We start from the raw sequence: 12,524 nt of genomic DNA on the forward strand, positions 1-12,524 counted from the left end.
ACTTGATCCGGGGTCCATCGCCGCCCTAGCCTCCACCCCATGCACCGCGACTTTCAGCCATGCACCTATGTCATGGCGAGCGCGCGGAACGGGACGCTTTACACCGGCGTCACCTCGCACCTGATCCAGCGGATCGTCCAGCATCGCGACGGCAGCTTCGACGGCTTCACCAAACGCTATGGCGTCAGGATGCTCGTGTGGTTCGAACTCGCCGGGACGATGGAGCACGCCATCGCGCGCGAAAAGCAGCTCAAGAACTGGCAGCGCAAGTGGAAGGCCGAGCTGATCGCGGCGTCAAACCCCGACTGGCGCGACCTGGCCGAGGAACCGGGGTTGCCGCCGCTGGATGGGCGACGCCCTTCCCCATCTTCGTCATCCCGCCGCTTCCCCCAATTCGTCATGCCGGACTTGATCCGGCATCCATTCCACCGGCGCCGCATGGACCCCGGATCAAGCCTGTCCTGAGCCTGCCGAAGGGTCCGGGGTGACGAACGAGGGGGAGTCTTCCGCCCTTCGTGCCTTCGTGTCCTTGGGATCACGGTGACAGTTTACTTGACCCCCGATCCTGCCTCGACGACGCCACCATGGATGCCGGATCAAGTCCGGCATGACGAAGGAGGAGAGCGCCGCCCTCTTTGTGTCTTTGTGTGAGACACCGTTGCACCAGCCCGGAATTTATCATCGTCCTCACGGGAAACGCGGCCCCTTCGCCCGCCTCCGAAACCGCCAACGCGCGCGACGCGCACGGGCATGATCCCGCCGCCTATCACCCGGTGCCGGAGCCCGCGGTTGCCCGACGCGTCAGTTCATCACCGATCCCGTCGGGAATCCCCGCACCCCCGACGCCGCGAACAGCACCGCGCCGCGCACCGCCTCGGGCGCGTCGTCGAGCAGGTAGAGCGGGACCAGCGCGCGCGTCACCTCGCTGTCGTCGTCGATGACGAGGCGCAGCGAGGCGATGCCGATGTCGCTCCGCTCGACCACCGCGTCGCGGATCGACGCGAGCGGCCACGACGCGTCGCTGCCGCGATAGAGCCGCGCGCCGTCGTGAAAGACATAGCTGCCGCGCTGGCGCCACATGCGGTGGAAATGGTTGAGGCCCCACGCCGCCGCGACGATGGCGGCGGTGACGACCAGGTTTCCGAACAATATGTTCCCGACGATCGACAGCGCGCTATACCCCTCCGCCTGCCGCGCGATCAGCGCCGCGAGCGCGCCCGCGCACGCGAGTTGCCAGACGATCAGCGGCTTCGCCTTCAGCCGCGCGATCACCATGATGGGACGGTCCCGATGCTTCATCGCCCCCCTTTAGCAGCCGCGGCGCGCGGCGCCACCCGTGCAGCTTTTCGCCGCGCCGCCCGTTGATCGGGTGACAAGCAATGAAAGGACAGATCATGGAATGGGGCATTCTCACTATCGTCGGGCCGATCTTGCTCGCCGCGGCGATCGCCTGGGCGATGCTGCACAACCGCCGCTCGCGCGCCGAAAAGGAACTGACCGAAGAGGCGACGCGCATCCGGCGCGAGCAGGAGCATCGCGCGGCGGAGGAACGCAAGGGCTGACCGCGCAGGGATGACGCGCGGCGGATCGGCGCCGCTTCCGCGCGGTTCGTCGCGGCGTCATTTTGGCCCGCGCGGGCTCTCATGCTATGGTGACCGCGAAAGGAGACAGACCATGCAGGCCGTTACCGAAGGCGACCGCCGCAAGGAGGTTCGCGTCCTCCTCGACCGGATTCAGGCGCATCCCGAGCGCGACTGGACCGCGGCGCGCCGCCGTATTGCGACGCTCAACCGCTTGATTGCCAAGCCAAAACCGCACTGACCGGCGCGGCGGGCACGCCCCGTCGCAACGCAGCGACATTTCGCCGCGTGCAGTGCAACAACAGCGCCTCCTGTCGGTTTCCGACCGGCAAGGCCCCTGGCGGGCCAACCGACAGGAGATAATTATGAAACCCAGCATGACCATGCTCGCCGCGGGCGCGGCGCTGTTCGCTGCCCCCGCCTTGGCCCAGCTCCCCGCCTTGGCCCAGCTCAACGTCGGCGGCGCCGCCGACGCGACCGTGGGCGCAACCACCGGCAACATCGGCAACACAGTGGGCGAGGTGACGAAGCCCGTCGGCGACGTCGTCGACCGCGCCGACACGACGCTGAACGGCACGATCGATGCGACGAAGCTGACCGTTGCCGCGCGCGAAGATGTGCGCGCCGGCGCGACCATCACCGACATGAACGGCAACAGCATCGGCACGTTGCAGAGCGTGCAGGGCGACACTGCGGTGATCGTCGATGGCGGCAAGCTCTATAATGTTCCGCTGTCGGAACTCTATCGCAATGCCTCGGACCGCGCCGGCGCGCTGGTATCGAAGGTTCCGCCCGTAGCGGTGGGCGCGAGCGCCAGCGCCGAGGCCGACGCCGAGGTCGAGCCCCGTTGACCCGGCCAATGCGACGCCGTTCATTTGTGGGTCGCAAATGACGGTCAAAGGACGGAGCCGGGGAGCGATCCCCGGCTCCGTTTCTATGGCGCGGCGGTATCGCTTCCGGGAAAGGCATCGCTCGCGATGACGCGGATCGTTGCGCTGTCGCCCTGGGGGATCACCGAACGGCCGAACCGGACATAGCGCGCCGTCGGCATGGTCAGGTCATTGTCATAGCGCGCCGCCGCTGCATTCGCGTCATATCCCATCCAGCCGAGCGTCGCGGGAAAGATCTGGCTCGCCGACCGCCCGCCGCGCGGGTCTGCGACCGCGTAGCGCGCGGCAAGCGCGTCGGGCAAAAAGGCGATCAGCGGCACGCGAAACTCGTCGGCAACCGGCGCGCGGCTGCAATGCGGCAACGCGCCCTCGCGCAGATTCTGCCCGTGATCGGACGTATAGACAATCGCCACGCGTTCCCGGTCGACGCCATCCAGCAGCCGCGCGAAGAAGTCGCGTTTCGACCAGCGCAGCGCCGTCGCATATTGTTCGGTCAGCGGCGCATCGGCGGGCAGCGCACCCGCCGGATAATGATCGCGATACTGGAAATGTACGCCGCGCAGCACTGCGAGCGTAAAGCTCCGCCCTTCCCCGCGCATCCGATGGTTCAACGCGTCGGCAATCGCGCGATCGGTGTCGATCCCCGCCGCCATCGCGCGATTATCTTCGATCAGCGCCAGCTCGGGCGCGAGCAGCAGATTCTGCGGCGCGCCGCTCGTCTGCCCGTCGATCAACGCGGTGCGATAGCCCGCACCGCGCGCATAGCCCCAGATCGACGGCGTGCGCCGCAGGTCGGTGTCGGCATCGACGCGGCGAACATCGACGCCCGACCGCAGCGCGACCTGCGCGGGTGCGCTGCAATGCCCCACCGCTGCAGCGACACCGAAATCGACGTGGCGAACGTCCTTCAGCTGCGGCGAAATCAGGCGTGCGAATGGTTCGGCCGCGACGCTTTCGTCGACCAGCCAGATAATATGGTCGGGCCGCGGCTGTGCCGCATCGAGCGCAATATCGGGCGCGGCGCGCGCGGGCGGCGGCGGCGCGGTCGCAAGATCCCATGCCAGGCCATAGATGTTCCGCTCGGCCCCCTCGGGCCACAGCGGCGCCGTGCGGTAAATCAGGCTGGGCGCCACGAGCAGCGCGGCGGCGGCAAGGGCGTTCCGCCTCGTCCAGCGCGGCGCGCTCGTCCGCCGCATCGCGATCCTCGCTCCCGCGAACAGCGCCACGGCGAGTGCCGCCTGCATCGCCGACCCCGCGATCTGTGCGCCAAAGGCGCCGAGCGCGGCGCCTGCCTGCCGCGCCTCGGCGAACATCCACGCCAGGATAGCTCCGTCGACGGGCTCGGGCACCAGGTCGCTATAACCGATGTTGACCAGGATGGACGCGCCCGCCAGCGTCAGTACCGCCGCCGCCCATCGCCGCGGCATCAGCCACAGCGCGGCGAACAGCGCGGCCGCCTGCCCTGCCTGAAAGGAAAAGGCAGTCGCGGCGCTCCGCCAATCACCGACCGCGAGCCGATAGGCAACGTCGTGCGTCAGCTGATGGCGGTTTGCGATTCCATATCCGGCCGCGAACAGCAGCAGCGCCACCATTGTGCGCGCCAGCATCGCGCTTTTTCTGTTCGTCGCCCTGGTCATCGCGCCTGCTTAACGGCATCGCGTTGAAAAAAGCCGAACGTCTCGACTGCATCGCCGGGGGCACCGCAAAAGAAAATGGCCCGTCCGGGAGCGTCGGGGACGGGCCAGTTTCAGTGCCGGGGCGCCGGATTGCGCCGCGCGGCCCTCTGTTTATCCGGGGGTCAGGGGCCGGTTATTCGGCCTCTTCGAACAGGTCGACGGCGTTCGCCGCATTCGCCGACAGCCGCACCGTGTCGCCTTCGACCGCCGCGACGAGACCGGCGGGCAGATAATGATGCTTGCCGTCGCCGCTGTCGGCCTTGGTCAGCTTGATGCGTTCGCCGTCGAGGTGATCGACGGTGCCGACATGGACGCCGTCGGCGCCGATGACGGTCATATGTTCCTTGATCGCGCTATGGTCGTGCTCGGTCATCTTGTGCCTCCTATTCGTCCCGGCGGTCGGGGACGCACCGGGACTACGCGCGAAGGTCGCTCTGGGGTCCATGGAAGCCGACGAAATGTGGCACATGCGCGCCGGGAACCGCAGCGCGTCAGGGAGCGTCGCGGCGCGCAACGGCATCAGTCAACGCCGCCGGGCCCCAATTCGCCCTCCTCGTCGTCGTCGCTCCGCTCGCCGCGATAGGCATCGGTGTCGATGCGGCCCGAATGCGTCATTTGCCGCATATGATCGACCAGATCCTGTGCATCGTCGGTGGGCTTCTCAACCGGCGTCTTGTCGCTGTCGCCGAGCGGGCGCGCGCGGCGTGCCTCATCGGCGACCGTTTGCGCCTGGCTGTCGGCGTCCTGCTGCTCGCGGTTGACGGCCTCGGGGGCCAAAGGCCTTTGATTTTCGGGTTGCTTGCTCATCCATCGCTCCGTCGTCATGCGGCTCGCCGTTTGCGAGCGGGACAATGGCGATGGAACGCATGGCGATTGGCGGCAGTTCCTCAGCGGGCGGCCGCGAGCACCCTATTCTCGATAACGCGGATAAAGACCTCGGGGTCCTGCGCGCCCGGGACCATCATCCGCCCGTCCAGGATAAAGGCCGGGACGCCGGTGACATTCCGGTCGGCCCAATAAGCTTCCTCGACGCGGACCATCTCGGCATAATCGTCGCTGGTCAGGATCGCCGCGGCGCGTACACGGTCGAGTCCGACCGACGCCGCGACATCGGCGAGCACCGCATGGTCGCTGACATCGCGATTGTCGGTGAAATGCGCGCGGAACAGCGCCAGTTTCAGCGCGGTCTGGACGCCCGTCGCCTCCACCTGCTCCGCCTCCTCGAGCGCGCCCGCCCAGGTCAGTAGGCGGTGGGCGTCAAAGCTGTTGCGCATGCGAAAGCCCGGACCGCGGTTAAAGACGAAACCCAGTTCGGCGGCAATCGCAGCCAAACGGGCGCTGTTTGCCCGGCTTTGTTCCGCACTAATCCCATATTTCCGAACCACATGCTCCCCGGCATCCTCGCCTTCGGGCGGCATATCGGGATTGAGTTCGAACGGATGCCACTGGACCCGGAAATCGATCCGGCCCGAAAAATGCGCCATCACCTGTTCGAATTTCAGCCAGCCGATGATGCACCAAGGGCACATGACATCGGAGACGATATCGATCGAAAGGCGCGGATTGCGTGCGTCGGCCACGCTTCATCCTCTCTTCTGAAGGCCGCCGCGACGCCGTGCGCATCAGGGCGAGCGTCGATCCTTCCCCGACCGCCGATCGGCCTTACGACGTTCAGCGTCGCTTTGGTCGGGATCGTCGGTTACACGCCTTTCCTCGGTGCGGCGGTCCTTATTGTTCCGCTTGTCGTCGGCTGCCATAAGCTTCCTCCATGAATACAGGAAACGAAGCGACCTCTTTTTTGTATTAACTCATATAATCCGGAATAAAACAAGCCTGCTTACTTCACGGATAACAAGGCTTGTCACGCTGCCCCGGTGCCTTCGGTTCCGACCGCGTCGGGCGCGTCCGGCCGTGAGAGCAGCCACCAACTTGCGGTCATCAAGGCCACCGACAGCGCCTCGACAATCATCGCCTGCACGATGCCGCTGTTGATCGCGTCCCCCATCCCTGCCCCCAGCAAGCGCCCGATCAACGCCGTTCCGTAAAGCGCTGCGGGGACGAGCAGCGCCCGCGTCCATCCCGGAATCAATGCGCCGATCGCTGCACTCCCCGCCGAAACCAGAAAAAAGGCCGACAGGTCGGCACGGATCGTATTCGCTGCAAACCCGTCGACAATGATCGAAAAGGTATCGGTGTAGGACGCCGGGCTTAGGACCCCCTGCACGCCGACAATGGCAAAGAACAGCGCCCATAGCAGAACGGCGCCGCGCAAAACCCAATGAACCATGGCATTTCTCCCTCGGCGGAAAGGCTGGGCCAACGCCGGGAAAAATACAATCTATTCTGCAGAGAAGGTCGCGTCGATCCAACCGCCGCCGAGCACACGCGTTTCGTTGTCGGCGGAATAGAATACGGCCGCCTGTCCCGGAGCCACGCCATATTCGGGCGCCGCAAAGAGCAGCCGGTCGCCTTCGACGCGTGCGGGAACGGGCTTGGCCATGCTCCGTACCTTGGCAAGCAGCGGCCGCCCCTCGACACGCGCAAGCCAGTTGGCCTCGACGATTCGCGCGCCCGAAACCGCAAGCGCGCGCCGCGGGCCGACGACGACCTGCTTGGTCGCGGCGTCGAGCCGTACCACGTAGAGCGGCTCGGCCTGCCCGCCGACCTCGATGCCGCGGCGCTGGCCAACCGTATAGTGGATCAGCCCCTTGTGCGTGCCCAGCGGCGTTCCGTCGACGTGGACGATTTCGCCCTGATCGTCGGCATCGGGGCGGAGCTTGCGGACGAGCGAAGCATAGTCGCCATCTGGAACGAAGCAGATGTCCTGACTGTCGGGCTTGGCCGCGACGCCTAAACCCAGGTCGCGGGCAATTTCGCGAACCACCGATTTTTCGAGGCCGCCCAGGGGAAAGCGCAGGAAATCGAGTTGTTCCTGCGTGGTCGCGAACAGGAAATAGCTCTGGTCGCGCGCCGGATCGATGGCACGGTGGAGTTCGGCACCCTCTGGCCCCATCACGCGCCGGACATAATGACCGGTCGCGAGGCAATCGGCGCCAAGCTCGCGGGCCAGCTGGAACAGATCGGTGAATTTCACGCCCATGTTGCAACGCACGCAAGGGATCGGCGTGCGTCCGGCGAGATATTCGTCGGCGAACTGGTCGATCACCGTGTCGCGAAACCGGCTTTCGTGATCGTATACATGATGGACGAAGCCCAATCGGTCGGCGACCGCACGCGCATCGCGGATATCCTGCCCGGCGCAGCAGGCCCCGACGCGCTTCGCTTTGGCGCCGTGGTCGTATAACTGCAGCGTCACGCCGATCACTTCCGCGCCCGATCGCGCGGCGAGCGCCGCCACGACGCTCGAATCGACGCCGCCCGACATTGCAACGACGACTCGCCGATCCTTCAAGGGTTCAGCCAGTTGAAAGTCGGCGCCGGCAAGGCCGGCAGGGGAAAGCAATGTCGCCATGGCCCGCGGCATCTAGGGATTGGCGCATCGAAATGCCAGCTTTTCCGCGACTGGTGTCAAAATGTTGACGGCGGTTAAGCAACGCTAACAACGCATGAAACGGGCATTTACGGGACCTTAGGCGCTTTGCCCTAGACCGACGGAATGAACGCGAGTCCCTCGAAATTTCCCCGCCTCGAAGATGGCATCAGCGTGCCGGAGCCGGGCTTCGACATTCTGCTCGCGGTGTCGAACGCGCGGCAGGCGTCTTTGCCGACGGTGCAATTGCTGAAAGTGCAGGCGATGCATACGGCACGTCGAGAACGAACCCGCGCACTAACCCACATACTCTGTCGGCGCACCGATCGCGCAGCTACCGGACGCGGCGCGAAGGACCTTGCTCGGCTCGTCCGCTTTCTCGAACTGCCAGACGAAGAAAAGCGCATTCCCGAAACTATGAACGGCCTGTTTACCAGAGGGTTTCAGGCGATGTTGAGCCCCTTTGGATTACCGACAACGACGTCGGTCACACCGATCCCCCCCGACGTCGAAACGATGGAATGAACATGATTGAGAATCAAAAGATCCGGCCCGCCCAGGTCATTGGTCCGCTCGGCGAACCGCTCACGCTGGATTCGCTGCCGCCGCCGAACACGACGCGATGGGTTGTGCGCCGCAAGGCCGAAGTCGTCGCTGCCGTGAATGGCGGGCTGTTGACGGTCGACGAGGCGTGCGAACGCTATGGCCTCACCCTCGAGGAGTTCGCAGGTTGGCAGAGGTCGATCGATCGCAGCGGCATGCCCGGCCTGCGCGTGACGCGAATTCAACATTATCGCGACCTTTACGAGCGCCAGCAGCGCTTCTGACTGAGTTCGCGAACAATGGGTTCGAGAGAGGGCGCTTCGGCGCCCTCTTTTTTGAATCTTGGACATGCACAATTAAAAACACGCGCGTTCCAAGCGACATACCACTTTTCTTGCAACCAGCCGCCTCCCCCGGCGTTTAGGTCCGGAGTAAGCAAGGGAGACACTCATAATGCGCAAGTTTGCTATCACTCTCACGGCCGCATCGGCGTTCGCGCTCGGTGCGTGCCAAAGCCCCGAAGCCGACCGTGTTGAAGATCAGGCGGAGGCCCAGGCCGAAGCCATCGACGATCAGGCCGATGCAATGCCCGAAGGCCCGGCCAAGGAAGCGATGGAAGAGAAAGCCGATCGCGTCGAGGAAATGGGCGAAGAAAAGGCCAATGCCATGGACGACAATGGCGAAATCGCCCCGTCCGAAAGCGGCGTTGGCGACACACAATAGGGCTGCCTTCCCTAAAGGGCAGGGTGAAGGGCGCCGGGACATTGTCGCGGCGCCCTTTGTCGTGGGCGCAATGAGCGAAATGCCCATCTGTGACAGCGATCACAGTGCGGTCATGACGTCACCGTTATTCAGGATGGCGAGGACAGGGAGCATTCGGAAACGAACCTTTGGACTCACCTTCCCGCCGCCGTCAGCGACCCACGGCGGCGGGAGGGACCGATCGCTATCGATCGTCACAAGGCCGCGAGTGCCGCAAAGACGTCCTCTACCCCGCCCGCGCCAGGGTCGCTGCGAAGCGACGCCAGCCCGCTCGCGACATCGAGCCGATATTCGGCGACGCCTGCCGATTCGCTTTTCCATGTCGCGCCGAGCGATTTGACGAGGCGCCGCGCCGCATCATTTTCCGAAAGCATATGGACGTCGAGCGAAACAAGGTCCTCGGCAAGACATTGGATCAATAGCGCAGCCGTCAGCATCCGGGCGACGCCCTTGCCGTGAAACGCATCGACGACCGCAACCGAAAATTCGCCGTCGCACGCACCATCGGCGTGGCGCACCGCGTGGACTGCGCCGATCGCCGGCCAATCGTCACAATCGACGCAGATTGCGCCCCAGCCGATATGATCGTGCCCGTCGACCGCCGCGAGACGCCGGGTGACGGCACTCGGCAGTTCGGGGGTCGGGGTGAAGAAACGAAGGTAGCGCGACTGCGCCGAAAGTTCGGCGATCGCGGCGCGGATGCGCGGTTCGTCGGCGGGCGTGATGCAGCGCAGCTGGACGCGCGTGCCGTCGTTGAGCGCGCTGTCGATCCTGATATCGCACATCCGCGTTGCCGTGGTGCCGGTCATGTCATCCCCGTCGGTCGATGGGCGGCCGACGCAACGCTATCGCGCCGCCCGCCCAATGACAATCCGGAGCGCCGGATCAGTCGTCGAGCGCGCTGTTCGCGGGGTCCCAGAAGACCGCGAGCGTAACGCCGGCGATCGTCAGCGTGCGGGCAAGGCCCGGATCGGTGCCTTGCGGGATGAAGAGGCGCGCCTTGCCGTTGAGTTCGACCGCTCCGACCGCGCGGCCGTCCTGCTCGAAGACATAACCGATGGGGCTCGCGACCGCGAGGCCCGACCCTTCGATCTTGTGGACCGAGCGCATCTGAACGATCTCGCCGCCGAGCGCGATCTCGCCGCGCCGCTCTTCGCGGCTCAGCGCCCCGCCGAGGCCGCGATTGACCTCCTGCAGTTCGAAGCGCGCCGGGAAGGGATGGCCGGCGGAAAGGAATTCGCAGCGGAAGGCCATTTTCTTCGGCTTGAACTCGATGATCCCTAGGTCGATCTCGCGCTCGCGCATCCGGCAGCGCGCGTCGATATAGTCGCTGATCTCGGGCCCTTCGATCGTGTAGGCGACATGGCCGTAATTCTTCACAAAGGCGTCGAAGATCGCGAGGCGTTCCTCGGAGCGTTCGAAGCCGCCGCGATAGTCGCCGACGGTGAAGCGCCCGTGGCGGCCGCCGCCGATGCCGTTGATCGTCATCGACGCCGCGTCGGCCGCAAGCCCCGCGGGCAAGCGCATCTCGGCGGGTTTGATGGACGCGCAGCCTGCGAGCAGCGCGAAGGATGAAAGGAGGAGAGCTTTTCTTATCATTGGTCGTCCCTGGTATGTTTATTGGTGACGACGCGCTCTTCTGCTTTCTCTTCCGAACCGAAGCTGAACGACAATTGCGGTGATTGTTAATCCGGCAATCAGGCGTCGTCGCCCATCCGCAGCGCGGCAATAAAGGCCTCTTGCGGGATGTTGACGTTGCCGTATTCGCGCATTCGTTTCTTGCCTTCCTTCTGCTTTTCCAGAAGCTTTTTCTTGCGCGTCGCGTCGCCGCCGTAGCATTTGGCGGTGACGTCCTTGCGCAGCGCGGCGATGGTTTCGCGCGCGATGACCTTGCCGCCGATCGCCGCCTGGATCGGGATCTTGAACATGTGGCGCGGGATCAGGTCCTTCAGCCGCTCGCACATGCCGCGCCCGCGCGATTCGGCCGAGCCGCGGTGGACGATCATCGACAGCGCATCGACCGGCTCGTTGTTGACGAGGATGCTCATCTTCACAAGGTCGCCGGGGCGGTGGCCGATCTGGTGATAGTCGAACGACGCATAGCCACGCGAAATGCTCTTGAGCCGGTCGTAGAAGTCGAACACCACTTCGTTGAGCGGCAGTTCGTAGGTGATCTGCGCGCGGCCGCCCACGTAAGTGAGGTTCTTTTGCACCCCGCGCCGGTCCTGGCAGAGCTTCAGAATCGGGCCGAGATAATCGTCGGGGACATAGATCACCGCCTCGATCCACGGCTCCTCGATCTCGTCGATGCGGTTGGGGTCGGGCATGTCGGCGGGGTTGTGGAGCTCGATCTCCTTCGCCGCCTCATTCTTGGTATGGCCGAGCTTCAGCTTATAGACCACCGACGGCGCGGTGGTGATCAGGTCGAGGTCATATTCGCGGGTCAACCGCTCCTGGATGATCTCGAGGTGGAGCAGCCCCAAAAAGCCGCAGCGGAAGCCGAAACCGAGCGCCGCCGAGCTCTCCATCTCGAAACTGAACGACGCGTCATTGAGCCGCAGCTTCTGGATGCTCTCGCGCAGTTTCTCGAAGTCGTTCGCGTCGGTCGGAAACAGGCCGCAGAAGACGACCGGCTGGACTTCCTTGAACCCCGCGAGCGGCGCCGCGGCAGGCTTTTTGGCGTCGGTGACGGTGTCACCGACGCGCGCCTGCGCGACGTCCTTGATCTGCGCGGTGATGAAGCCGATCTCGCCCGGTCCGATTTCGACGAGGTCGGTGCGCTTGGGGGTGAAACAGCCGACGCGGTCGATGAGGTGGGTGGTGCCCGCCTGCATGAACTTGATCTGCTGGCCCTTTTTCAAGGTGCCGTCGATCACGCGGATCAGGATGACGACGCCCAGATAAGGGTCGTACCAGCTGTCGACGAGCATCGCGACGAGCGGCGCGGCGGCGTCGCCCTTGGGCGGCGGGATGCGCGCGACGATGGCTTCCAAGGCCTCCTCGATCCCGATTCCCGACTTGGCGCTCGCGAGCACCGCGTCGTCGGCGGGAAGACCGATGATATCCTCTATCTCTGCCTTCACCTTGTCGACGTCGGCGGCGGGCAGGTCGATCTTGTTGATCACCGGCACGATTTCATGGTCGTGCTCGATCGACTGATAGACGTTGGCGAGCGTCTGCGCCTCGACCCCCTGCGCCGCGTCGACGACGAGCAGCGCGCCCTCGCACGCCGCCAGCGACCGCGACACTTCATAGGCGAAGTCGACGTGCCCCGGCGTGTCCATCAGGTTGAGCTGATAGGTTTCGCCGTTCTTCGCGGTGTAGGAGAGGCGCACCGTCTGCGCCTTGATGGTGATGCCGCGCTCCTTCTCGATATCCATATTGTCGAGCACCTGCGCCGACATTTCGCGCTCGGTCAGCCCGCCGGTGAACTGGATCAGCCGGTCGGCGAGCGTCGACTTGCCATGGTCGATATGCGCGATGATCGAAAAATTGCGGATGTGCGAAAGGGGAGTCGTCATCGGGCGCCGTTAGCAGGGGTTTGCGGCGCTGTCAGCAGCAGCGCGCAGCCGCCCGCTGACAA

At 65.0% G+C, this 12,524-nt stretch carries 17 protein-coding genes; 7 read left to right on the forward strand and 10 right to left on the reverse strand.

Features of this window, described 5'->3' with window-relative positions; all coding sequences use genetic code 11:
- Positions 1–39 precede the first annotated feature (39 nt).
- Positions 40–465, forward strand: a complete 426-nt coding sequence (locus tag JI743_RS07995; RefSeq protein ID WP_201927721.1) for a GIY-YIG nuclease family protein — start codon at positions 40–42, stop codon at positions 463–465.
- 336 nt (positions 466–801) lie between these two features.
- Here JI743_RS07995 and JI743_RS08000 read toward each other — a convergent pair whose 3' ends face one another.
- Complete coding sequence (locus JI743_RS08000; RefSeq protein ID WP_227340347.1) at positions 802–1,299, reverse strand: hypothetical protein; 498 nt, start codon at positions 1,297–1,299, stop codon at positions 802–804.
- Positions 1,300–1,379: 80 nt separating this feature from the next.
- Here JI743_RS08000 and JI743_RS08005 point away from each other — a divergent pair, with 80 nt between their 5' ends.
- From JI743_RS08005 to JI743_RS08015, 3 genes are all read left to right on the forward strand, one after another.
- Positions 1,380–1,562 carry a hypothetical protein gene (locus JI743_RS08005; RefSeq protein ID WP_201927722.1) on the forward strand — a complete coding sequence of 61 codons (183 nt, stop codon included), beginning with the start codon at positions 1,380–1,382 and terminating at the stop codon, positions 1,560–1,562.
- A gap of 112 nt (positions 1,563–1,674) precedes the next feature.
- A complete protein-coding gene (locus JI743_RS08010) occupies positions 1,675–1,821 on the forward strand; it encodes a hypothetical protein (protein ID WP_201927724.1) in 147 nt (48 codons plus the stop codon).
- Between the two features lie 124 nt (positions 1,822–1,945).
- Positions 1,946–2,431 carry a hypothetical protein gene (locus JI743_RS08015; protein WP_201927727.1) on the forward strand — a complete coding sequence of 162 codons (486 nt, stop codon included), beginning with the start codon at positions 1,946–1,948 and terminating at the stop codon, positions 2,429–2,431.
- Between the two features lie 83 nt (positions 2,432–2,514).
- Here JI743_RS08015 and JI743_RS08020 read toward each other — a convergent pair whose 3' ends face one another.
- The 6 genes from JI743_RS08020 to mnmA form a co-directional block, all read right to left on the reverse strand.
- The gene (locus JI743_RS08020) at positions 2,515–4,107 is read right to left on the reverse strand and encodes a sulfatase-like hydrolase/transferase (protein ID WP_201927728.1); all 1,593 of its coding nucleotides are present in this window, start codon (positions 4,105–4,107) and stop codon (positions 2,515–2,517) included.
- A 172-nt stretch (positions 4,108–4,279) separates the two neighbouring features.
- Positions 4,280–4,519 (reverse strand): DUF2171 domain-containing protein, encoded by a 240-nt coding sequence (locus JI743_RS08025; protein ID WP_201927731.1) that lies wholly within the window; start codon positions 4,517–4,519, stop codon positions 4,280–4,282.
- A 146-nt stretch (positions 4,520–4,665) separates the two neighbouring features.
- Positions 4,666–4,953, reverse strand: coding sequence for a hypothetical protein (locus JI743_RS08030; RefSeq protein ID WP_201927733.1), 288 nt, complete (start codon positions 4,951–4,953; stop codon positions 4,666–4,668).
- 80 nt (positions 4,954–5,033) lie between these two features.
- Positions 5,034–5,726, reverse strand: a complete 693-nt coding sequence (locus tag JI743_RS08035; protein WP_201927734.1) for a DsbA family oxidoreductase — start codon at positions 5,724–5,726, stop codon at positions 5,034–5,036.
- A 281-nt stretch (positions 5,727–6,007) separates the two neighbouring features.
- The gene (locus JI743_RS08040) at positions 6,008–6,433 is read right to left on the reverse strand and encodes a hypothetical protein (protein ID WP_201927736.1); all 426 of its coding nucleotides are present in this window, start codon (positions 6,431–6,433) and stop codon (positions 6,008–6,010) included.
- Positions 6,434–6,484: 51 nt separating this feature from the next.
- Positions 6,485–7,618, reverse strand: a complete 1,134-nt coding sequence (gene mnmA / locus JI743_RS08045; protein WP_201927737.1) for a tRNA 2-thiouridine(34) synthase MnmA — start codon at positions 7,616–7,618, stop codon at positions 6,485–6,487.
- 144 nt (positions 7,619–7,762) lie between these two features.
- Between mnmA and JI743_RS08050 the strand changes: the two genes are divergently transcribed.
- The 3 genes from JI743_RS08050 to JI743_RS08060 all read left to right on the forward strand — a co-directional run bounded on the left by JI743_RS08050 (position 7,763) and on the right by JI743_RS08060 (position 8,902).
- Positions 7,763–8,161 (forward strand): hypothetical protein, encoded by a 399-nt coding sequence (locus JI743_RS08050; protein ID WP_201927738.1) that lies wholly within the window; start codon positions 7,763–7,765, stop codon positions 8,159–8,161.
- 2 nt (positions 8,162–8,163) lie between these two features.
- The gene (gene sciP / locus JI743_RS08055) at positions 8,164–8,463 is read left to right on the forward strand and encodes a CtrA inhibitor SciP (RefSeq protein WP_095387481.1); all 300 of its coding nucleotides are present in this window, start codon (positions 8,164–8,166) and stop codon (positions 8,461–8,463) included.
- A gap of 169 nt (positions 8,464–8,632) precedes the next feature.
- Entirely contained in the window at positions 8,633–8,902 is a 270-nt protein-coding gene (locus tag JI743_RS08060; protein ID WP_201927739.1) for a hypothetical protein, read from the forward strand.
- A gap of 233 nt (positions 8,903–9,135) precedes the next feature.
- Here JI743_RS08060 and JI743_RS08065 read toward each other — a convergent pair whose 3' ends face one another.
- The 3 genes from JI743_RS08065 to lepA all read right to left on the reverse strand — a co-directional run bounded on the left by JI743_RS08065 (position 9,136) and on the right by lepA (position 12,462).
- Positions 9,136–9,750, reverse strand: coding sequence for a GNAT family N-acetyltransferase (locus tag JI743_RS08065; protein ID WP_201927740.1), 615 nt, complete (start codon positions 9,748–9,750; stop codon positions 9,136–9,138).
- Positions 9,751–9,826: 76 nt separating this feature from the next.
- The gene (locus JI743_RS08070) at positions 9,827–10,540 is read right to left on the reverse strand and encodes a VV20781 family protein (RefSeq protein WP_201927742.1); all 714 of its coding nucleotides are present in this window, start codon (positions 10,538–10,540) and stop codon (positions 9,827–9,829) included.
- 98 nt (positions 10,541–10,638) lie between these two features.
- The gene (gene lepA, locus JI743_RS08075; protein WP_201927743.1) at positions 10,639–12,462 is read right to left on the reverse strand and encodes a translation elongation factor 4; all 1,824 of its coding nucleotides are present in this window, start codon (positions 12,460–12,462) and stop codon (positions 10,639–10,641) included.
- Between the last annotated feature and the right edge of the window lie 62 nt (positions 12,463–12,524).

The sequence above is a fragment of the Sphingopyxis jiangsuensis genome, from assembly GCF_016734905.1.
GTDB classification, from domain to species: domain Bacteria; phylum Pseudomonadota; class Alphaproteobacteria; order Sphingomonadales; family Sphingomonadaceae; genus Sphingopyxis; species Sphingopyxis jiangsuensis.

What these genes read in the sequence shown, in the direction of transcription:
- JI743_RS07995 (WP_201927721.1), top strand. Translation starts at nt 40, where the DNA reads ATGCACCGCGACTTTCAGCCATGCACCTATGTCATGGCGAGCGCGCGG.
- JI743_RS08000 (WP_227340347.1), bottom strand. Translation starts at nt 1,299, where the DNA reads ATGAAGCATCGGGACCGTCCCATCATGGTGATCGCGCGGCTGAAGGCG.
- JI743_RS08005 (WP_201927722.1), top strand. Translation starts at nt 1,380, where the DNA reads ATGAAAGGACAGATCATGGAATGGGGCATTCTCACTATCGTCGGGCCG.
- JI743_RS08010 (WP_201927724.1), top strand. Translation starts at nt 1,675, where the DNA reads ATGCAGGCCGTTACCGAAGGCGACCGCCGCAAGGAGGTTCGCGTCCTC.
- JI743_RS08015 (WP_201927727.1), top strand. Translation starts at nt 1,946, where the DNA reads ATGAAACCCAGCATGACCATGCTCGCCGCGGGCGCGGCGCTGTTCGCT.
- JI743_RS08020 (WP_201927728.1), bottom strand. Translation starts at nt 4,107, where the DNA reads ATGACCAGGGCGACGAACAGAAAAAGCGCGATGCTGGCGCGCACAATG.
- JI743_RS08025 (WP_201927731.1), bottom strand. Translation starts at nt 4,519, where the DNA reads ATGACCGAGCACGACCATAGCGCGATCAAGGAACATATGACCGTCATC.
- JI743_RS08030 (WP_201927733.1), bottom strand. Translation starts at nt 4,953, where the DNA reads ATGAGCAAGCAACCCGAAAATCAAAGGCCTTTGGCCCCCGAGGCCGTC.
- JI743_RS08040 (WP_201927736.1), bottom strand. Translation starts at nt 6,433, where the DNA reads ATGGTTCATTGGGTTTTGCGCGGCGCCGTTCTGCTATGGGCGCTGTTC.
- mnmA (WP_201927737.1), bottom strand. Translation starts at nt 7,618, where the DNA reads ATGGCGACATTGCTTTCCCCTGCCGGCCTTGCCGGCGCCGACTTTCAA.
- JI743_RS08050 (WP_201927738.1), top strand. Translation starts at nt 7,763, where the DNA reads ATGAACGCGAGTCCCTCGAAATTTCCCCGCCTCGAAGATGGCATCAGC.
- sciP (WP_095387481.1), top strand. Translation starts at nt 8,164, where the DNA reads ATGATTGAGAATCAAAAGATCCGGCCCGCCCAGGTCATTGGTCCGCTC.
- JI743_RS08060 (WP_201927739.1), top strand. Translation starts at nt 8,633, where the DNA reads ATGCGCAAGTTTGCTATCACTCTCACGGCCGCATCGGCGTTCGCGCTC.
- JI743_RS08065 (WP_201927740.1), bottom strand. Translation starts at nt 9,750, where the DNA reads ATGACCGGCACCACGGCAACGCGGATGTGCGATATCAGGATCGACAGC.
- JI743_RS08070 (WP_201927742.1), bottom strand. Translation starts at nt 10,540, where the DNA reads ATGATAAGAAAAGCTCTCCTCCTTTCATCCTTCGCGCTGCTCGCAGGC.
- lepA (WP_201927743.1), bottom strand. Translation starts at nt 12,462, where the DNA reads ATGACGACTCCCCTTTCGCACATCCGCAATTTTTCGATCATCGCGCAT.